Source organism: Nostoc sp. DSM 114159, from assembly GCF_053470285.1.
In genome coordinates this window covers 2,205,007-2,225,811 of the sequence record NZ_JBPFEH010000001.1, presented here as the reverse complement: position 1 = coordinate 2,225,811, position 20,805 = coordinate 2,205,007, and the positions used below count along the sequence as shown (strand labels likewise).

At 42.5% G+C, this 20,805-nt stretch carries 13 protein-coding genes; 6 read left to right on the top strand and 7 right to left on the bottom strand.

Features of this window, described 5'->3' with window-relative positions; all coding sequences use genetic code 11:
- The first annotated feature begins 181 nt into the window (after positions 1–181).
- Together ACR5KR_RS09015 and ACR5KR_RS09010 are read left to right on the top strand one after the other, a co-directional pair.
- A complete protein-coding gene (locus tag ACR5KR_RS09015) occupies positions 182–913 on the top strand; it encodes a Uma2 family endonuclease (RefSeq protein WP_448266257.1) in 732 nt (243 codons plus the stop codon).
- 11 nt (positions 914–924) lie between these two features.
- Positions 925–1,410: a pentapeptide repeat-containing protein gene (locus ACR5KR_RS09010; RefSeq protein WP_448266256.1), complete on the top strand. Its 486-nt coding sequence runs from the start codon at positions 925–927 to the stop codon at positions 1,408–1,410.
- Between the two features lie 87 nt (positions 1,411–1,497).
- On the opposite strand, the gene ACR5KR_RS09005 is transcribed toward ACR5KR_RS09010, so the two are convergent.
- From ACR5KR_RS09005 to ACR5KR_RS08995, 3 genes are all read right to left on the bottom strand, one after another.
- The gene (locus tag ACR5KR_RS09005) at positions 1,498–3,489 is read right to left on the bottom strand and encodes an ATP-binding protein (protein ID WP_448266255.1); all 1,992 of its coding nucleotides are present in this window, start codon (positions 3,487–3,489) and stop codon (positions 1,498–1,500) included.
- Complete coding sequence (locus tag ACR5KR_RS09000; protein ID WP_448266254.1) at positions 3,486–4,760, bottom strand: DUF4255 domain-containing protein; 1,275 nt, start codon at positions 4,758–4,760, stop codon at positions 3,486–3,488. The genes ACR5KR_RS09005 and ACR5KR_RS09000 overlap by 4 nt, the downstream gene beginning before the upstream one ends.
- A gap of 551 nt (positions 4,761–5,311) precedes the next feature.
- Positions 5,312–5,743 carry an EamA family transporter gene (locus tag ACR5KR_RS08995; protein WP_448266252.1) on the bottom strand — a complete coding sequence of 144 codons (432 nt, stop codon included), beginning with the start codon at positions 5,741–5,743 and terminating at the stop codon, positions 5,312–5,314.
- 510 nt (positions 5,744–6,253) lie between these two features.
- On the opposite strand from ACR5KR_RS08995, the gene ACR5KR_RS08990 reads away from it, so the two are divergent.
- Positions 6,254–8,164: a protein kinase domain-containing protein gene (locus ACR5KR_RS08990; protein ID WP_448266251.1), complete on the top strand. Its 1,911-nt coding sequence runs from the start codon at positions 6,254–6,256 to the stop codon at positions 8,162–8,164.
- Positions 8,165–8,459: 295 nt separating this feature from the next.
- Here ACR5KR_RS08990 and ACR5KR_RS08985 read toward each other — a convergent pair whose 3' ends face one another.
- Positions 8,460–10,058, bottom strand: a complete 1,599-nt coding sequence (locus ACR5KR_RS08985) for a peptide ligase PGM1-related protein (protein WP_448266250.1) — start codon at positions 10,056–10,058, stop codon at positions 8,460–8,462.
- A gap of 553 nt (positions 10,059–10,611) precedes the next feature.
- Here ACR5KR_RS08985 and ACR5KR_RS08980 point away from each other — a divergent pair.
- Together ACR5KR_RS08980 and ACR5KR_RS08975 are read left to right on the top strand one after the other, a co-directional pair.
- Entirely contained in the window at positions 10,612–11,493 is an 882-nt protein-coding gene (locus ACR5KR_RS08980) for an SDR family oxidoreductase (RefSeq protein ID WP_445626858.1), read from the top strand.
- 200 nt (positions 11,494–11,693) lie between these two features.
- A complete protein-coding gene (locus ACR5KR_RS08975; protein WP_094352695.1) occupies positions 11,694–11,951 on the top strand; it encodes a hypothetical protein in 258 nt (85 codons plus the stop codon).
- A 130-nt stretch (positions 11,952–12,081) separates the two neighbouring features.
- On the opposite strand, the gene mgtE is transcribed toward ACR5KR_RS08975, so the two are convergent.
- Positions 12,082–13,482, bottom strand: a complete 1,401-nt coding sequence (mgtE, locus tag ACR5KR_RS08970; RefSeq protein ID WP_448266249.1) for a magnesium transporter — start codon at positions 13,480–13,482, stop codon at positions 12,082–12,084.
- 1,066 nt (positions 13,483–14,548) lie between these two features.
- Here mgtE and ACR5KR_RS08965 point away from each other — a divergent pair.
- Entirely contained in the window at positions 14,549–17,581 is a 3,033-nt protein-coding gene (locus ACR5KR_RS08965) for a PA14 domain-containing protein (protein WP_448266247.1), read from the top strand.
- Between the two features lie 68 nt (positions 17,582–17,649).
- On the opposite strand, the gene ACR5KR_RS08960 is transcribed toward ACR5KR_RS08965, so the two are convergent.
- Positions 17,650–19,200 carry a mercuric reductase gene (locus ACR5KR_RS08960; RefSeq protein WP_448266246.1) on the bottom strand — a complete coding sequence of 517 codons (1,551 nt, stop codon included), beginning with the start codon at positions 19,198–19,200 and terminating at the stop codon, positions 17,650–17,652.
- A gap of 207 nt (positions 19,201–19,407) precedes the next feature.
- Positions 19,408–20,736, bottom strand: a complete 1,329-nt coding sequence (locus tag ACR5KR_RS08955; protein WP_448270096.1) for an IS4 family transposase — start codon at positions 20,734–20,736, stop codon at positions 19,408–19,410.
- Between the last annotated feature and the right edge of the window lie 69 nt (positions 20,737–20,805).

The following is a 20,805-nucleotide window of genomic DNA, read 5'->3' as shown; positions in this document are numbered from 1 at the left end:
TATACAATTTGTTTCGTGGCGATCGCTATCGACTTAAGTAGAAATTATTCTGTGCCAGCAGTGACTCTGTGTAAGCGAGATTTATAATTCTAGAAAGCTGGAATGAAAAGCTGGAGCGATCACTTTTGCAGGTGAATGAATTGGGTTAAGTTAGATTTATCTTGTCAAAATAGAAATTATTATGTCTTCTGCTCAAGATTTAGGAATAATTTTAGAAGACACACCAGAAGATGTTATATTTCCCCCTGGTGATTTATACAGTGATGAACCACCTTTGGAAACAGAACTTCACTTACGGCAAATACTGCTGTTAATTCAGTGTTTGGAATGGTTGTGGCAGGAGCGTCAAGATTTTTACGCTTGCGGTAACATGACGATTTATTACAGTCCGCGTCAGCGTAAGTCCGAGCAATTTAGAGGCCCCGACTTCTTTGTAGTTTTAAATACCCAACGTAAAATACGCAAAAGCTGGGTAGTTTGGGAAGAAGATGGCAAATACCCAAATGTGATTGTAGAGATTCTTTCTGACAAAACAGCTGCTACTGATAGAGGGTTGAAAAAGGAAATCTATCAAGATATTTGGCGGACTCCTGATTATTTTTGGTTTGACCCGGTAAGTTTAGAATTTAAAGGATTTCATTTATTAGATGGCCGTTATCAAGAACTGCAAGCAAATGAAACTGGTTGGTTATGGAGTCAGCAATTGCAGTTATATTTGGGAGTTTATCAATCGAAGTTGCGCTTTTTCACTGCCGATGGACAACTAATGCCCACGCCAGAAGAAGTAGCACACCAAGAACAGCAACAGCGTCAACAAGCCGAGCAGCAACGCGAACAAGCCGAACAGCAACTTGCCCAAATGGAGTCCATGCTTGCTCGCTATCGAGAAAGATTTGGTGAATTACCAGAGTAATTTTGTTTACTATGATGGATGGAGAAGAATTGAGAAGAAGATATGCTGCTGGGGAAAGAGATTTTAGCGGTCTCAATCTGAGGGGTGTTAATATCAGCGGCTCTGAACCAATGGAAGATGTTTTTATTAATATTGACTTGAGTGGAATCAATTTGAGTGGAGCTAACTTGACTGATACTATCTTGGCTGGTGCCGATCTTACTGATGCCAATTTGAGTAACGCCAATCTGACTAGTGCCCACTTGGGCCAGTGCAAATTGATTCGTGCTAATTTGAGTGGAGCCAATTTGACTAAAGCTTGTTTGGATGTTGTTGAGTTCATGGATACTGACATGAGTGGTGCTGAATTGCGATCCGCTTCTATCACCCAAACTTGGCTGGGTAACACAAATATGAGTGGCGCCAAGCATGTGAGTAATGTTGACTGGACTGGTACTCGCGTCAGAGGTCTTGTTTTGGAGGATGGAAGTGTCCTCAACGACGATCGCGACTGGTGAGACGATTGTTAGTTGAGAATTCGCCAACAGGGACGCATTCAATCCTAAATTTTGAAAATCAGTAACATCCATTTCAAGATTGTAAAATCACATCCAGCCGCCAACTTCCGCATCAGTCAAGGGTTTCTCTAACTTACTGTATTCTGTTTGAGCCGCTCGCAATACGTGTTTCATCTGCACTGGTTCCCCAGCATCGGCAGCGAGGAAAGCGGCATTTAAAGCTATGTTACGGATATTACCTCCAGCAACATTGAGCCGTGCTAGTTGCAGAGCATCTAAATCTGCGGTTGGGGTTTCGGCTGGAAACACACGCCGCCAAATTTCGGCTCGTTGCATAGTATCGGGGAAGGGAAACTGCACCACAAAGCGAATCCGTCGCAGAAAGGCTGTATCAATTGCACTCTTCAAGTTCGTAGTCAATACTGCTAAACCTGGGTAACTTTCCATCCGTTGCAATAGATAGCTAACTTCTATATTGGCATAGCGATCGCGGGCATCTTTAACTTCACTCCGTTTACCAAATAAAGCGTCGGCTTCATCAAATAACAAAATCACTCCACCTTGTTCTGCGGCATCAAATACTCGGCGCAAATTCTTCTCTGTCTCGCCAATATATTTGCTGACTACCGATGATAGGTCAATCCGATAGAGGTCGAGGCGTAATTTATGGGCCAGTACTTCTGCTCCCAAGGTTTTACCAGTGCCGCTACTACCTGCAAATAGAGCGCTGATTCCCAATCCCCTAGCACTCTTGCCCCCAAAACCCCAATTATTATATACAGTACTACGTTGGCGCACATGAGCCGCAATTTCCTGGAGAACTTGTTTCTGTGCCTCTGGCAATACTAAGTCATCCCAATCACCAGATGGCTCAATCCGTTGGGCGAGTTCATCTAAGCGCGGACGTGCTTGCACGCGGCAGGCATCCCATAAAATGCTAGTGATATCGCTTTCTGGTGTTTGTGCTAATTGTCCTGCGGCTTCTGCACAAGCAGCGCGAATGGTTGCAGCACTAAGGTTAAACTGATCCACTAAGGTTTTGACTTGCCCATTCATTTGCGATGCACTCGCTCCTAATGCATCTTGCCAAACTGCACCTTGTTCTTTGCTAGTTGGTTGATGTACGTCAAAATTAACTACTAGGCGTTGTGATAAGCCGATCCGTTCCCGACTCGTAACTATTAAAAAGCCCTTTGTGCGTTCGATGAAACGAGCGATCGCATTCAGCCGCGCTGTATCATTAGTATCCAGTTCGTTGCAGTCTATCAGTAAGGCACTCTTACTTAAAATCGTCTCGCGAGTCCAGAGGCGAATGAGATTATCCAACTCGCCAGGTGCTAAAGGAATGACTTGTGCAGGCATTACCCACAAGCTTAAACCCTGAAGGTGACAAACTGTGGCGGCAATGGCACGTTTACTGGCAGTTTCACCACTAGATAACTGGATAATTGGTAAGCTATCAACCTTATAAGCTGACGACCAAACTGCTGCAACTCGCTCTGCTAAATCTTGGTGCGAGGGTACTAAATCGCTAACCTCTGGTAATGGCTCAATGATACTAGCTAGCCGTTCGTCAAGATATTGAATACCCGTGAGATAATGTAAAATCCGCTCGTCAATTCTCAAGGGACTAAGAGTTAGGGCATGACCATCACCAATTTGAATTAACCGCCAATAACGTAAGGGAGCATTTGGAGCGATCGCATCCCAATGGACGTTAGGTAAAGCTGCCAAAGCTAAACCCAAAGTTGGGTAAGCTCGTTGTGAATCGTCGTGAACGATGGCACACAATTTGGCAAAATCTCCATTTAATTCCATACCTGCACACAACAGCAACAAATTACGTTCAAAGGATGAGAGGCGAAACATTTTGCAGACTCTCTCCAATGCCGATGGTGCAGGCATAGCAGCAACAGCTTCCTGTAACGCCTGCTGTAAATGCTCTTGGTGGTTCTCTTGTGGTTGATTTTGCTCTTTTGCCGTATGATTTTCCAAAATATCACGCACTACAGCCAGAGCTGCTGATAGGTAGCGGTAGTTTGCCTCATCCCAATTGTGATTAATTGTTGTAGCATTCATAAAATTGTCACCTGTGGCGAATCATATTCCCCTAACTGATTTTTGTGAAGTGGACTTTCGGCGCCATCTACTTGCGCTCGGACAATATAAGTTCCTGGTTTGACATTTTTGATCGGAATTGCGATCGCATCAGTGTCTTGGGTAGGTGGTGCAGCCAAAAAAGAGTAAGCTACCGGATTCTCACCTGATACCTGATTAAGTAGCAAAACTACCCGCTGTTCTTTACCTACTTTCGGCTGGAATTTAACGATAATTTCTGCTGCGCGTAAATTCTCACCGCTATTTTCTACTTGAGTGACGAATGCTGTAATTGTTGGATGTAAGACAAAAGCCGCCACGTTTGATTCAACTAGATAATTCGTTTGCTCTGCATAGCCCATTGTTAGATGTACAACTTGGACACCCTGAACGCTGGCGTATAAATCTGGGGGGACTAATAAGCTGATTTGCGTTTCTTTGACTTCTTGAGGTACTAGTAATGTTTCCGTATTACTAAAACGAACTCGTGTGATTTCACCGCGTAACCGTTTACCACGAATTACTAATTTTGTACCTGCAACAATCATTTGTTCAGTTTTAGTCTGAGCTATAACTTGCTCTATATTCGGTTGAGACAAGGGCATCATATAGAAACCTGCTTCTTTGTCAGATTTACTACTTTCAATCAATATCATTGATGCTAAATAGGTAGCTGAAGGTCGATAGTGTGTTTGTAAAGCAGACCATAACTTAGAAGTTTCTTCCATGTTAAAAAACTCTGGAGTCAGTTTGATCTGCCCAATTTGTTCTGCTAAATCGGATACAGACACACTTGCTACGGCTTGGGAAAAAGCACTTGAGGTATTGGTTGTAGATGCATTTATCAAAGTATTTTCAATAATATCAGATGCGATCGCTGGTGTTTTGTGTAATAAATGCATTGCATAGCCGAGTAAAAGCTCCGCCTGAAAATCCTTAGCTCCGTAAGCTGTTAATAAGTAGTGAAGGTCAAGAGCTAGTGGTGGAGTCTGAGAGCGTGGGTTTCCATTAATCCGTGAGTGCCTGCTCCGAAATTCTTGAGATACCCAATCGACATTGCGGTTCTGCGTCACTTGATAGAGAAAAAGGTTTATTTGGGCGCGTTCGTCAGCTTCAACTGAAATTCGATCGGGCGGTAAGGCAGTTACAATCACATCACCAACACTAGCAGCGATCGGATCGCTGACTAAACCATTTTCCAGCAAGACTTTTAGTACTGCTGTCACTGCGGCTATCGAGAGCACATTACTCATCCTGATTCCTCATGGCAATAGCACATATTAATCATGTACGCCAGAGTACATTAATAGAATATATTTTGCAAAACTTTAAGTCCTGTTGTCGCCAAGACTATCAGCACGAATGCTTAAACTTAAACCTTTATGGGATAGTAAGCTGTTACGTAAAAAGAAAAGCACATTAACTGGTGTTCGCGCAGCGTCTCCTTCAGGAGAGGTTGTTCTTTGTCAATTGTCCAAAGTCCAGTTGGTAAACACAAATGACAAATACAACTCTTGGAGAGGCTGCACTTCGACTACGCTCAGTGACCACGCCAACGGCTTCGCGGTAGTTGAATCTCGACTTCGCTCGATTACCGCGCAGTCGAAACTCAGTACAAGTGACTAATGACTAATGACGGTCTACACGGAGTTTGTGTAATATGTAGGCGCGTTAGCTTAGTTTTACTTTTTTCACTTCATCGATAATCTGTGATGTGGAAAAAGTATTTGCTAAAAAGCTAGGTTTTGTCGGATAAAGAAAACCGAGTTCTTAATTTTAGAGTGAGTCGAGCTTAATTAAGATTTTAAATGATTAAAACTAAAGTACCGATGACTACTAACCCAGTTCCTAAAACGATTTTCCAGCTTAATGTTTCTCCCAAAAAAATGACTGAAAATAATAAAACTAATACCAAGCTTGATTTATCAATTGGTGCAACAAGGGAAGCTTTTCCTGCTTGTAAGGCTTGGAAGTAAAAAATCCATGATAACCCTGTAGATACTCCAGATAATAATAAGAAAATCATGGTTTTTTGGGGTAAAGCTAAGATATTAACTACGTTCCCCTGAAAAAATACAATCCCCCAAGCAACTACTAAAATGACAACAGTTCGGATTGCTGTTGCTAAATTAGCATTCACATTTTCTATCCCAATTTTGGCAAAGATAGTTGTCAATGCTGCAAAGCTAGCTGACAATAATGCATATATCCACCATGTTGTGGTGTTGCTTTCCATCTTAGCCTCCTGATTAGCCGAGCAAAATTAGCAGTGTAATTTAATCAGAGTCTTAAATTCAATTACTTGTCTCGTAAAGTTTGACTTGCTAGACAACACAGCGTAAATAAACCACCCATTCAAAATCAATAAAACGCTTATGCTGTATTAATTTTGAATTTTGAATGCGTGAATTTTGAATTCCGCCTTGCGGCACTAGGTTCCTAGTTTGCGCTCTACCGTTTAACTCTTTTAGTCACTCAGTACTACTGAAGTGACGATTCTCGGCAACTTGCGCTAACTTAATATCAGGAACAAATTTAAACTGCTATTAGGTCTAAAGTTTAAACATTTTATCAAATTTATCATATTACTTTAAGTTACTAATATGTTAAGCTGAGTATAATTAGACAAGTACTAGTAGTATATATTACTAATATTCATCTAAGTTATGAAGCAATCATATTTGTAATACTAGTATTATCTCTGAATAAAGTTAACACTTAAAGTAACTAGGATGGGTTGCCCCAGATGAAATCCCCACCTTCTTCAAATTCTTGGAATGGTCGCTTCGTCGGTGATAACCAGCGATACCGTTTAGACAGACGGTTAGGCGGGGGTGGCATGGGAGAAGTTTTCCTAGCAACGGACACCCGTGTTGGTCAGCAGGTAGCGTTGAAGTTGCTCAAAGATACGCTAGTGGCATCACTGGAAATGAGAAAGCGTTTTGAGCGGGAGGTGGCAGTTTGTGCTGCTTTGCAAAGCGACCATATTGTTAAGATTAGTGATTGTGGTGTAACCCCGGAAGGTTTTCCATTTTATGTAATGGAATATTTGCGGGGGCAAACGCTCAGGCAATTACTGCTGCGCGAAAAGCGGCTGTCTGTTGAGCGGACGGTGAAGATTATGGCGCAAGTTTGTAAAGGTTTACAGCTTGCCCATCAAGGAGTGACTCTCCAACGGGATGGCGGCAAAACTACTGAACATATTCAGGTAGTTCATCGCGACCTGAAGCCAGATAATATATTTTTGATGCCCACAGATTTAGGAGAATGGGTGAAGGTTTTAGATTTTGGTGTTGCCAAAATTCGTAGTGAATCTTCAGAAAATTCCAATATTACAAATATAACTAGTACATTTATTGGGACATTTCGTTACGCACCTCCCGAACAAATCCAAAGCGATCGCAACCTGGATGCTAGAGGTGATATTTACAGCTTAGGGATTATCCTTTATGAAATGCTGAGTGCAGCCGACCCATTTGGAATCAGCATTAAGGGTAGTCATGTGAGTGAGGCTTCTTGGGTATTAGCTCATGCTTACGAGCCACCAAAACCACTGCGCGAGCAACCAGGGTGCGAGCATTTACCCGTACAATTAGAAGCCGTGGTAATGAAATGCCTCCACAAGAACCCAGCCAACCGATTTGCAACCGTAGAAGAACTGAATCAGGCTTTGCAAGCTGCTGCCAAATTTGCTACCGAATCTAGCGTACCCGGAGAAATTACTGGGCGATCGCAAACTTCTTCAAATCTTGGCTCAAATCACGAAACGGTTCCCAGACAATCAAACGACGATACGATTCTGCGTCCTCCATCTGGTTTCAATCAAGGTTCAAATCACGAAACGGTTCCCAGACAATCAAACGACGACACGATTCTGCGTCCTCCATCTGGTTTCAATCAAGGCTCAAATCACGAAACTGTTCCCAGACAATCAAACGACGATACCGTTATTCGCCCTCCATCTGGTTTCAATCAAGGTTCAAATCACGAAACCGTTCCCAGACCATTTGACCCGATTAAGCAAAACCAATCTGAGCAAATCGTTCCTCCCATTCAGGCGGGACAGAACCAAGGCTCAAATCACGAAACTGTTCCCAGACCATTTAACCCAGTTGAGCAAAATCAACAGAGTCCTGTGAATAATCCGAACGCCAGCAAACCTGATGTGACGTTATATCAACCACGACCAGGAGCCGATCGAGGTGGTCAACAAGTACCAGCAGATAAGACGTTGTTTCAACCACGACCAGGAGCCGATCGAGGTGGTCAACAAGTATCAGCAGATAAGACGTTGTTTCAACCACGACCAGGATCTAATCAAAATAGACCGCCAGTTCCACCAGATAAGACGTTGTTTCAGCCGCGACCAGGATCTAATCAAAGTAGACCGCCAGTGCAATCAGATGTGACGTTGTATCAGCCACGACGTGCGTCTAATCAAAGCAGAACACAAGCACGAACGGATGATACTATTTACCAACCAAGGCTAAGTGAACAGCTAACTACGAGAATTACTCCCAATTTCTTGCGAATCGTAGGGGTGGTGTTGGCTATTGGGCTGACTTTAGCAGTAGTAACCTATATATATACGCAATTGCAATCTGGTAAACCGCAAAACAACCAGCAAAATTTACCTAACAGCGATCGGCCCATTTAGAACTAATCAGCGGGGCACAACATATGCCCCTAACTGCACGCTTTGTGGATTTCTAACTCGGAATTGGATTTGGGTAAAGGTTAAAGGGTAAAGGTTAAAGGTTTTTTCTTTCCCCTTTCCCCCGCCCCTTATCCCAACAAATGACAAATGACCAATGACTAATGACAAATACTTCGACTCCCAACTCTTGGAGAGGCTGCGCCAACGACTACGCTCAGGGCAAGTCGCTCAGTACAAGTGACTAATGACAAATGACGGTCTACACGGAGTTTGTGCAATATGTAGGCGCGTTAGCTTATAATTCATCCCAAACTACAGGAAAGGAATAATCTGAAAACGCCGAGAAATCACAATTGTCGTTGCGGGTTTCTTCATCGAGAACTTTGACAACTTTGTTATAAATATCTCGTGCTTGTTGCGGTGAATCACCGATGCTGGTTAATCCCACCTTGCCAAACTGCGAAAGACAGCCCATAAGATGAAAGACTGTACCTGTCTCTGTACCGCTGTCAAAGTGCAGTCTGTGGTGAGCAATGATATCCATTAAATCATTGGGTAATAATCCCTGATAGCGCTCTTTTTGCAGATTATCAGTGGCAACATAGTATTTTGGACGACCTTGTTGACTATAAAATAAACCCGTGGAAAGGTCATAGCGACCGTTCGTTAATAATTTCAAGGTCATGAATGGATGCGTTGTACCGCCTTTACGCAGGTTAATTTCGATCGCCTGAATATCCCAGTCTCCATTACCCTTGTCAACGGCGATAAAATCTACACCAAACCGCTCCAAAGTGCCTTTATCTGCTAGCTTTCTGCCAACTTGAAGTCCCAATTGCTGTAATTGCAATCGATATCTTTCATCAGCAGGAAAACTGCAACCAAGATAAATCTGACCGTCTGGGCCTCCGAGAATTTGGTCGTGAGTTGAAAGGATTTCCACTTCGCCTTGGGGCGTGATCCGTCCTTGAACGCTGGGCGATCGCTTAATTTCCCCTTCCACGAATGCTTCAGCGATTGCCCCTAACTCAGGCATTTTTCCCAAAAAACTATCCCAAGTCTCTTGTTTTGCTTGAAAGCGCATCGTTGATAAGCGATCGCTAATTGCTGCTATCCTTTCGGCATGAGTACCAGTGTTTGGTGCTAAATTCTCAATCGGTCTAAGATCCAACAATGCATTCCCCTCTCCAGAAATGCCCTCGTTAAGTTTTACTACTACCCGTTTTAATGTTGGTTGGCGTTCCCACAAATCAACGGTAGCTTCTGCTAAATCTTTGTGGTTCCAAACTTTTTCGCTGCCATCTGGATGCGGTACTCCGCTTTCCTTGAAGATTTCCCGACTGCCACTTTTTGTTCCCCAAATCTGTAAATCTGGTGCAGCCGCATACAGTGGTACACCCAATTTTAAAGACAATTCGCCTTCCCAGTGCGAAGAGTTGTAGCAGATCATAAATGATTTGTCTAGCCTCAAAGATTTCTGAATTCGCTCTAGCAAGCGTGGGCGTTCTAAAATCTTTTGGCTCAGAGGCTTAAAAGAGGAATCGTAAGTAGAAAGTAACAGCAAGCGATTGCGAGCATGAGAAAAGGGAATTCCTGGCAACAATTGCAGATAATAATCAATGATACTCGGATGCAGCGGTACTGATGTTACATAAATCAGTCGAGTTCGGGGATTCCGCAACCGAATTAAGGAAAATAGTAATCTTTCTTCATAATGCTCGCAGCCTTCGATCTTTTGGAGTTCTCCCTGGTCAAGACTCAAGGAGGGAATAATTAAAATATCCGCTTCACTATTGTCAAATATTTCGCTGGTTTTCCAGCGATCGCGCAGGGTTAATTGTAAGTGGCGAAACTTTTCAACCTGTTCTAACTCGGAAATATTTAATGTTGCCATAACCCATGCCCTCTAATAATCTCAATGTAGCGCACCACGCACCCTTTTGGACGATGTATAGTTGCCGTGTCAAGATTCAGGTAGTTTTGTAAAAAATTTCCGGAAGTCCGCAAAGAGCGATCGAGCTATAGCAACTCGGAAATCGCTGACTTCTTTAATTTCTTTTCCCTCTTAAGGTTGAGCTAGTTGCAGCTTAGTTTACCTCTAGGGGGCGATAAAGTAGAGCAACATAATAGTTAATTTGAAAGCAGGTGAAAAAGAGAAATTCTTCATCGCATCGCAGTTGTGTACTTATTTCATGGTCAAGCGTGAGGATAAATAATGTAAGTCGCGTACAGTTGCTAGGAATAAGTAAGTTTGGCAAACATCCAGGATAGAAATGCCTAAAATTGCGAATGGCTAGTGAGAGCCAAAGCAAAAAATAAACCTTGGATTGAATTTTCGATCCAAGGTTTAGTTATGAAATAGGGAATAGGAGAAAGATGGAGTATAACTAGTGCCCAATTCCCATTTTTCAACACTCATTCAATACTCAATGACTAAGGTAAAACAGATGGCTAAATCAAAAGAACCAAAAGAGAAAAAAGAGCAAAAATTACAACCGCCACAGCAACAAGAAACACCAGGTGTTGAATCAGAAATGACACCCAAACCCAAAGCAGATGATGCTCAGTATCGGGGTAGTAGGAAGTTACAAGATAAGGTAGCATTGATTACGGGTGCAGATAGTGGGATTGGTCGTGCTGTTGCGATCGCATTTGCAAAAGAAGGTGCAGATGTAGCTATTCTTTACCTTAATGAACACGATGATGCCAAAGAAACAAAACATTTGGTAGAAAAACAAGGGCGTCGTGCAGTAACAATTGCAGGTGATATTGGCAATGAAACTTTTTGTCAGCAAGCCATACAACAAACAGTTGGTGAGTTTGGCAAACTCGATATTCTCGTCAACAACGCTGCTGAACAACATCCGAAAGAAAGTATTGAAGAAATCACCGAAGAGCAACTAGAGCGAACTTTCCGCACTAATATCTTCTCAATGTTTTTCATGACTAAAGCTGCACTCAAGCATTTACAAACGGGCAGTGCTATCATCAATACCACATCGGTAACAGCTTATAAAGGTAGCCCACAACTACTAGATTACTCCTCTACAAAAGGTGCGATCGTTGCTTTTACTCGCTCCTTATCAAAAAATTTGGTATCCAAAGGAATTCGCGTTAATGCTGTCGCCCCAGGGCCAATCTGGACACCTTTAATTCCTTCAACTTTCCCCGAAGAGAAAGTTGAAACTTTTGGTAAACAAGTACCAATGGAACGAGCCGGACAACCTGAAGAAGTTGCTCCTAGCTACGTATATTTAGCTTCTGATGATGCTTCTTATGTCTCTGGACAAGTGTTACATGTCAATGGTGGAGATGTTGTCAATGGGTAAGTAAAAAGTTCAGTCATTAGTCATTAGTCATTAGTCATTGGTCACTGGTTATTCACTTTGAATAAAGAACTAATGACTAATTAGAAAAAATAATTACTTCTAAATTATACCCTGATGGTCTTCCATTGGAGGGATGAGTAAAAGTGGGAATATTGATAGTCTATCTAGCAGCAAACATTTAATAAATAATAACTACGTCTATGGCATCTCCTACACCATTGAATGGCAGAGAACTAGTAGATTGTGCTAGAGCAAATGCCCAGCAAGGAATTGAAACTGCTGCTTATCAATGTGGCTATGGTCAAGACCTCAACAAATTTGCCAGAGAACTTAGACAAGCTTGTGAAGACATGAATTTACAAGTGAAGGAACTTAGCGGATTGATTACTGACCAGGACATGATACTGCAATTGGGTACTGGCGAAATTGTTGCTCCAGATACGGAATCAGAATTGTAAAAGTTAAGTTAGTCATTTGTCCTTTGTCTTTTGTCATTTGTCCTTTGTCTTTTGTCATTTGTCCTTTGTCCGTTGTCATTTGTCTGTTACCAACAACTAATGACCAATGACCAATGACCAATGACTTTTTTCATAACTTTAAAATTATCCGCGCCAAATTGAAGTAAATCAAAACACCTACGACATCAACTGCTGTGGTGATGAACGGCGCTGACATTAATGCCGGATCTAAACGCAGATAGCGAAATAGAAATGGCAGTGCTGAACCGGAGATCGAAGCCAAAATAGAAATAGCTACCAAACTAGTGCCGACAGCGATCGCTACTTCTAATCGTCCTTGCAGAAAATAAGCCCAGACAGTAGCGATCGCACCTAACATTCCTCCCAATAAAGCGCCTGCGATCGCTTCTCGGCTGATTACTTGCAATGCACCACGCGATCGGATTTCATCGGTGTTCATCCCGCGAATCACCACTGTGGAAGATTGAGCGCCTACATTACCCCCAGTACCAGTCAACAAGGGAATAAAGGCCGTCAGTGTCACCACTTTTGCTAAAATATCTTCTTGCGACTTAATAATTGTGCCTGTAACGGTATTGGTTACAAGTAAGACCAATAACCAGACAACCCGTTTCCGAGCGATTTCCAGCAAATTCATTTGAAAATAATTGTCGCCCCCCGACTGCACGCCACCACCCAAAGCATAGATATCCTCGGTGGTTTCTTGTTGCAGAATATCAATTACATCATCCACCGTAACAATACCTACTAGAAGCTGTTCTCGATCTACTACAGGCACAGCCAAAAAATCATATCTTTGAATTAATCTTGCAACTTCTTCTTGATCTGTATCAGTGTAGACAAACACCACATCACGGGTCATAATTTCGCCAATCATTTGCTCAGGCTGAGACGTTACTAATTCCCGCAACGATACAATCCCCGTCAAGCGCCTTGCCGCATCCATGACATAAAGATAATAAATCATTTCACTGGCATTAGCTAAGTTGCGAATTCGCTCTAGAGCTTGAGATACTGTCAAATTTTCTTTCAGCGAGATCAACTCTAGCGTCATAATTCGCCCAGCTGTATCAGCTTCATAACCCAATAGTTGGGCTGTAGCTTGACGTTCAGCTGGACTCAGTTGTTCTAGCAAGCGATTGACGACTTTTGCCGGTAATTCATCAAATAACCTAGCTCTGTCATCCGGCGACATTTGATCGACAATATCGCAGACTTCCTGGCTTTTAAGTTCTTCAATTAACCGTTCTTGAACACTGTAGTCAAGATATTCATAAACTTCGATCGCCTCATCCTTAGAAAGCAAGCGAAAAGCCAAAGCGTGCATCGCTTCTGGTAAACCCTCAATCGCCTCGGCGATATCCGCAGGCTGCACGGGTACGAGAATTGATTTTGCTCCTTGCAAGTCTCCTGCTTCTAGGAGCATTTGCAGCTGAGTCCGCACTAAATCCCGCAATTCCCTGCGTGAAAGATTCTGGATGGTAGAGTTTAAATTGTTTGTCTCAGTCAAAGTCCACTTTCCTCTGCCAGTTTGAACAAGGTTGCTGCCCTTAGTCTAGGGGAAAGTGGGAATGTGCAACGTCAAACTTATAATTTTTCTGACTTAGAGTAAATTGAAAACTTTTGTAAATGAACGAAACAGAGGGTTTCGGATGCTGACAATTCTTTGCTCGCAGCGCCTCGTAAAGCCTGCGGCATAGCTTCTCTTCTCTACGAGAGGCTGCGCCAACGAGAGGCTTCTCTTTCAGAGACGCTAACGCGAACGCCAACGCGAACGCTTAGGGCGTAGCCTCTTGTAGAGAAGAGAAACTGTCCCATAGCGATTTACAGGATAATCCACTCACAACAAGAGACTTCTTGGCATTTGTCAGGAAAAGGTTCTGCAAAAGTCCCCTTCCCCTTGAACCTTTACCCTTTCCCCCCCTCTGATAAAAGTTTTTGTTCCACTGATTTTAGGTTATTACTATATTTCTGCTGGTTCTGGTAACAAAAAGATAAAGTAATAGTCAAAATGAAGTATAGATAAATATTAATTTTTCAAATCTTTAAATATTAAAATTTTTCTTTATACAAATTTTATATAGTTAATAAATTTGTAGATAAGCACATTAGATTATCCGATATTTTGGCATTTTTTATTTAAACATCAGCAAAACTTTTATATTCCTTTAAAAAAGGATATATCAATATGAATATTTAAACAAAGTTCCATACAGAAGATAGACATAACACCGCCATCTATTGTCAAATGTGTAAGCACTAAAAGAATACTTAAGTAATCTATGTAAAGTTATTGCATTTGACTAATTACGCATGTATTTGCTTTCTTAAGCACTGCTTGCCTTGCTGATATGCATCTGCACATCAATAAAATTTAGAAGGTATCAAAAATTTACTAAATTTTTGAAAGAAAACAAAGACTAATATATTCTTCAATTAATTATTCATGATTAGTAATTACTAAATATATATTTATAAGTTAATCAATTATTAGCTTATCAGTATATTTATATCAAGCTTCATGATGCATTTTTTGCTGGAATATTCAATGTAAAATTAATCTTGAAACATTAATTATGGCATCAAATCAAAACTTATCAACATCTGTAAGTCCAGTAATTACTACTAAATCATCTCTAGAAAGTATTGACCAAGGACAAACCAGCATTTCTGCTCGCTCTAGCCTACTCTCTCAAGGAGATGGACTCAAGGCAGAGTATTACGACAACATGGACTTCACCAACCTGAAGGTAACTCGTACAGATCCGACGGTGAACTTTAACTGGCGTACTGGTTCTCCCGATTCGTCGATTGATGCAGATACTTTCTCAGCGCGGTGGACAGGTCAGGTAGAAGCCAAGTACAGCGAAACTTACAAGTTCTACACTACTGCTGATGATGGTGTGCGACTGTGGGTGAATGGTCAACAAATCATCAATCAGTTTGTCGATCAAGCTGCCACCGAATCTAGTGGCTCGATCGCATTGGTTGCAGGTCAGAAGTACGATATTAAACTTGAGTACTATGAAAAGCAAGGCAATGCCGTTTCTCAACTGCGTTGGTCAAGCGCCTCTCAGGCGAAGGAAATCATTCCTCAGTCGCAACTGTATAGTAATGTCAGCACACCTAGTAGTGGCAATGGACTCAAAGGAGAGTACTACGACAACATCGACTTCACCAATCTGAAGATAACTACTACAAATCCGACGGTGAACTTTAACTGGGGCGCTGATTCTCCCGCTCCGTCGATTGATGCAGATACTTTCTCAGTGCGGTGGACAGGTCAGGTAGAAGCCAAATACAGCGAAACTTACAAGTTCTACACTACTGCTGATGATGGTGTGCGACTGTGGGTGAATGGTCAACAAATCATCAGTCAGTTTGTCGATCAAGCTGCCACTGAATCTAGTGGCTCGATCGCATTGGTTGCAGGTCAGAAGTACGATATTAAACTTGAGTACTACGAAAATAAAGGCAATGCCGTTTCTCAACTGCGTTGGTCAAGCGCCTCTCAGGCGAAGGAAATCATTCCTCAGTCTCAACTTTATTCACCATTTCTTCCGACCACTATCACCTTAGGTTCGTCTTCGATGACTGTGAACGAAGACAGTGGTAGTGTTACCGTCAAACTAATTAGAACTGGAGATACAAGTGGTACATCTTCAATTAAGTATGCGACTATAGCTAATACTGCTACAAAAGGAGTTGACTATGGCAGTGAAGGCGTTGAAACTGCTGGAACACTGATTTTTGCGCCGGGACAAAGTAGCGCACAGGTATCGATTCCGATCAATGATGATTCCTTGATAGAAGGAGATGAAACCTTTAATTTTGTCATCGATCAGGCAGAGGGGGCAACACTAGGAGTCCAAAGAACTCTCGCAATTACAATTCAAGACAACGATCGCTCCGGCCTCGATTTTAGTCAGACAGTAGTTAATGAAGGTGACGGTAATGCTAAGGTGATAGTTACACGAGGCAACGCTTCGGCGGCTGCTAGCGTCAACTACACGACCGAAGATGGGACTGCTAAAGCTGGATCTGATTACAAAACTGTATCTGGAAACTTGAGTTTTGCAGTTGGACAAACCAGTAACACCATTGTTATCCCCATTGTTGATGACAACATTGGGGAATCAAATGAAACATTTACCTTGAAGTTAAGTAACCCAGTTGGAGTGCAGTTAACTAATCAACAGACAAGTATCACTATTATTGATAATGACTCTGGTAATTTTGCTTTAGATAAGGTAGCTTCTGGTTTGAATCAACCTACAGCTTTTGAATGGGCACCTGATGGTAACAGTATGTTCATTGCCCAGAAAAATGGGGTAGTGCGAGTCATGAAAAACGGTAGCTTATTATCAACACCGTTTACTGATATTAGCGGACAAGTAAATGATACGCGCGATCGCGGTCTTTTAGGCATTGCCGTACATCCAGATTTTGGTAAAAGTCCAAACGGCAACAACTATGTTTACCTGTTGTATACCTACGATCCACCAGAAACTAATACAAGCAATCCTAATAATAATCCCAATAGCACATTGGACGATCCCGATCAAAATGGGAATCGTACTGCACGCCTAAGTCGCTTTACAGCTGACCCCAATACTAATTACACTACTGCAATTGCTGGCAGCGAAGTTGTACTACTCGGCACAAATGGCACTTGGGCAAATATCAGCCACCCAGATGGAAATAGCACAAATGTTTCACTTGGCTATGCACCATCAGGAATTCTCAACAAAGATACTGGTAAGCCGTTTACTAGCTTGCAGGATTATCTCAATAATCTCGATAAAGTCCAAAATATCCAGAATTTTATAGCCAATGATAGTGAATCTCACTCAGTTGGTTCTGTGCGTTTTGGTACTGATGGTTCTCTATTTGTGAGCTTAGGAGATGGTACTTCCTACAATGGAGTAGACCCGCGAGCAATTCGCGTCCAGGATAAAAATAATCTATCCGGCAAGATTCTGCGGATTGACCCGATTACGGGTAAAGGCTTATCCAGCAATCCTTTCTACAACGGTGACGCCAATAGCAATATTTCCAAAGTTTATGACTACGGTCTGCGTAACCCCTTCCGTTTCACAATTGATAAAAAGACCAATACCCCCTATATTGGCGATGTTGGCTTCGGTACTTACGAAGAGGTGAATGTCGGAAAACCAGGAGCTAACTTTGGCTGGCCCTTCTATGAAGGTGGCCTTGATGCAAATGGTAATGTCGTCAGTCTGAAACAACCAGTCTACGCTAATTTAGATGCAGCAAAAGCCTTCTATAATAGTGGCTCATCTGTTACAGAACCACTGTACACTTACAAGCATTCTGGTTCTAATTCGATCCTAGTGGGTGACTTTTACACAGGTAATACTTTCCCTGCAATCTATCAAGGTGCCTTATTCATTGGTGATTTCAGTCAAGGAACTATCGATGCTTTGATATTAGATAGTCAAGGTAAAGTTACCTCAGTTAAGCGGTTTGCTTCCCAAACAGACAGGCCTAATCTAGGACTGCCTACACAAATCACCACTGGCCCTGATGGTAATCTGTATTACGCAAACTTGACCGGAGGCGAGATCGATCGTTTCCGACCTGTGTAGAGATATAGCAGTGACATAAAAATTATCAGTTATCAGCGAACAGTTATCTGACCGTTCGCTGATTTTGCTTAAGATAACTTTGTCAGAAATCCCAGCAATTTTTTGGTATTTGATGTTAGGAGCGTTCGACGATAAGCATCAGCTGCTTTTTTAATTGCTTCGGCTTGAGTGGGATAAGGATGAATTACACTGCTTAACTTGCTCAAACCAATCTTATTCACCATTGCCGTAGTCACTTCTGATATCATCTCACCCGCGTGACTGGCGACAATAGTTGCACCGATAATTTCATCAGACCCCTTTTTATGGTGAATTTTGAGAAATCCTAACTCTTCACCATCGGCGATCGCTCGATCTACACTACTAAAAGGAATCTCAATTGTTGTCACCTCAATACTCAATTTCTGCGCTTCGTGTTCGGATAACCCTACGTGGGCAATTTCTGGGTCAGTATAAGTTACCCAAGGCATCACCAAATTACTGAGTTTCGAGCGTCCCAAGCCAAAGGGAGAAAACAGGGTATTTTTAATTACAATCCGCGCTGCGGCATCAGCAGCATGGGTAAACTTCCAGTTCATGCAGATATCGCCAGCTGCATAAATTTTGGGATTGGTCGTTTGCAGGTAATCATTTACCTTCACGCCAAGGTGCTTGTCATATTCTACACCCACAGCTTCTAAATTTAGATTTTCGACATTTGGCGATCGCCCCGCACCGACTAAAATTTCATCGACTGTCACCGAATCTCGATGACCGTTAGAAGAAAAGTAAAGTCGTTTGCCTTCGGTGACAGTTACCACTTCTTCCAGCTTGGAATCGTGTACTAGGCGAATTCCTTCGTTAATCAAAACCTTTTGGAGAATTTCAGCAGCTTGTGCGTCTTCTTTATTTAGGAGATGAGAACCGCTATGGAAAAGCACCACCTCACAACCCAAACGCCGGAAAGCTTGCGCCAATTCGCAACCAATGGGCCCGCCACCAATCACCGCCAAACGTTCCGGTCGTTGAATTAGAGAAAAAACCGTTTCATTGGTTAGATAACCCGCCTGTTCAATTCCCGGAATCGACAGTTGGGCAGCTCTTGCGCCAGTTGCAATCACAGCTTTTTTAAACTTAAGGGTTTTATCGCCAACTTCCACCGTATTTTTACTTGCAAATCGACCGCTACCCAAAAAGACATCGACACCCAACTTTTGAAACCGTTCCGCCGAGTCGTTAGGGCTGATATCAGCTCTTATCTTCCGCATCCTGGCCATAACTTTGGGAAAATCAACATCAATATTATGTTGGGGAATATTAACTCCCAAGTCTTTAGCATCCCAGATTTCGCCAACAACGCGGGCAGAGCGAATAATAGTTTTAGATGGTACGCAACCAACATTTAAGCAATCTCCACCCATGAGATGCTTTTCAATTAACGCCACCTTTAAACCCAAATCCAGACCCGCAGCCCCCGCCGCCACGACTAATCCCGCCGTTCCAGCACCAATAACTACCAAGTCGTAAACGTCGGCAGGCTGAGGATTAACCCAATTTGGCGGATGGGCGTAAGACACCAGCTTTTGGTTATACTCGTCAATTGGGCGAACTGTGACTCTTTCTAAATCTGAATTGGTCATTGGCGAAACCTCTTTTAAAATTAAGAATCCCGATTAATTTTTTTATGCTTGTTTATAGCGGTTCTCGATTGGGTGAGCTACAAGAACCCCACTCCGCAAAAGCTATGCTTTGTCTTCCCTCCCCTTAGCACTATGGTGTATACACAAGTCTGAAGTAGTTAGTTACGAATCTGGTTTTTACCCCACCCTAACCCTCCCCTTGGAAAGCTACGGTGTACACACAAGTTTGCCCAGAGCGAGCTTCCAGCCAAAAAAGGTGGATTCAAATTGCTCAAGTCCGCGGCTCAAAGTAGTAATACCGGGAGGTTTTTGGGATTTGTAACCAGACCAACCACCAAGCCGAGCGATAATCCAAGTCGCCCAAGCAAGAGTTGAAGGAGGATAGGGATTTTGTTGCAGTCGAGTTTTACCTTCTAAAGTAGGAGCAATAGTAGATAAATATTGCTGTTGCTCATGAGAAAAAGCAATATTTGCCGGTAAATCAGGATGATCCCGTCCACCAATCAGTTGTAAAATTCGCACAGCAACAGACAAGGCTAATATAGTTAATCGTTGAATGGCGGTAACCGACTCTAATTGGGTGGCTTCGAGATTTAATCCGGCAGTTTTGAGTGTGGCAAACAGTTGTTCAATTCGCCATCGCCATGTGTACCATCGAATCACCTGTAGTGCTTGTTCTAAACAAACGACTTGGTGGGTAGTGAGTAATCGCCAATGAATCGGTGCTTGACCTGATGGTGGGTTGACTTCAACTGCTTCCACTGCGTAAAGTGTCACACTAGGGGGATAATCTTGCCCATTCAACTTATCTGGACGTTGAATTTTCACTACCGCACGGCGAACAATTAATAATGCCTCCCTTGCTGTTCTACTTTGGCGTGCATCTGACGGCACATTGACTGTATAAGTACCCTCACTGGGCTGTTCATTTAAGTATGTATAAAGTGATTGGGTTTTTCCCACAAGGCGACGGTCAATGCGCGCTCTCACCAACACATGATTGTCTTGATTTGGGACTGTAGCAAATTCCTCATACATATCGCTTTCGCGGTCGGCGATGTGAGTCACTATTTTGGCATTGCCAATAGTTAAACATCTTTGCGTTTCTTCGGCAGAACGTAGCCACTTGTATGATTCTTTCTTTTCTATTGGTAATCGGCTGTAATTGCGCTCATGCTTATCCTGATGGTTAATATCTCTCGTCCACAGTTGTACTGTACTTATCCCCAAGGGAAATCCATTTGCTGCATCTAATACTAGTGTTGGATGAATATAAAATCCTACATCCGTGTTGTTTCCGACTACACCGACACCCTTTGCTTTCAACCTGCCTACATGAGACTGCAAGTTAATTTCGCTTGTATCACTGATAGCTAATATATGCTTTCCTTCTACATGAGTTACGCATTCGTCTGATAGGCTTCGCACTAATTCCCCTACTGTCACATTCTCATTCTCCAAAAACCGATAGTATCCTACTTGTTCGGCTCTATTTTTACTTATTTGGCGAATGCTCACTGATTGATTTTTTCCCAAAGCTTCGTACAATGCTGCCCCCTTTTAGAGAGTCGCGGGTCTCCAAATGCTTTTCCCTCAACTGCTTGC

Coding starts and splice junctions, on each gene's coding strand:
- ACR5KR_RS09015 (WP_448266257.1), top strand. CDS start 182: ATGTCTTCTGCTCAAGATTTAGGAATAATTTTAGAAGACACACCAGAA.
- ACR5KR_RS09010 (WP_448266256.1), top strand. CDS start 925: ATGATGGATGGAGAAGAATTGAGAAGAAGATATGCTGCTGGGGAAAGA.
- ACR5KR_RS09005 (WP_448266255.1), bottom strand. CDS start 3,489: ATGAATGCTACAACAATTAATCACAATTGGGATGAGGCAAACTACCGC.
- ACR5KR_RS09000 (WP_448266254.1), bottom strand. CDS start 4,760: ATGAGTAATGTGCTCTCGATAGCCGCAGTGACAGCAGTACTAAAAGTC.
- ACR5KR_RS08995 (WP_448266252.1), bottom strand. CDS start 5,743: ATGGAAAGCAACACCACAACATGGTGGATATATGCATTATTGTCAGCT.
- ACR5KR_RS08990 (WP_448266251.1), top strand. CDS start 6,254: ATGAAATCCCCACCTTCTTCAAATTCTTGGAATGGTCGCTTCGTCGGT.
- ACR5KR_RS08985 (WP_448266250.1), bottom strand. CDS start 10,058: ATGGCAACATTAAATATTTCCGAGTTAGAACAGGTTGAAAAGTTTCGC.
- ACR5KR_RS08980 (WP_445626858.1), top strand. CDS start 10,612: ATGGCTAAATCAAAAGAACCAAAAGAGAAAAAAGAGCAAAAATTACAA.
- ACR5KR_RS08975 (WP_094352695.1), top strand. CDS start 11,694: ATGGCATCTCCTACACCATTGAATGGCAGAGAACTAGTAGATTGTGCT.
- ACR5KR_RS08965 (WP_448266247.1), top strand. CDS start 14,549: ATGGCATCAAATCAAAACTTATCAACATCTGTAAGTCCAGTAATTACT.
- ACR5KR_RS08960 (WP_448266246.1), bottom strand. CDS start 19,200: ATGACCAATTCAGATTTAGAAAGAGTCACAGTTCGCCCAATTGACGAG.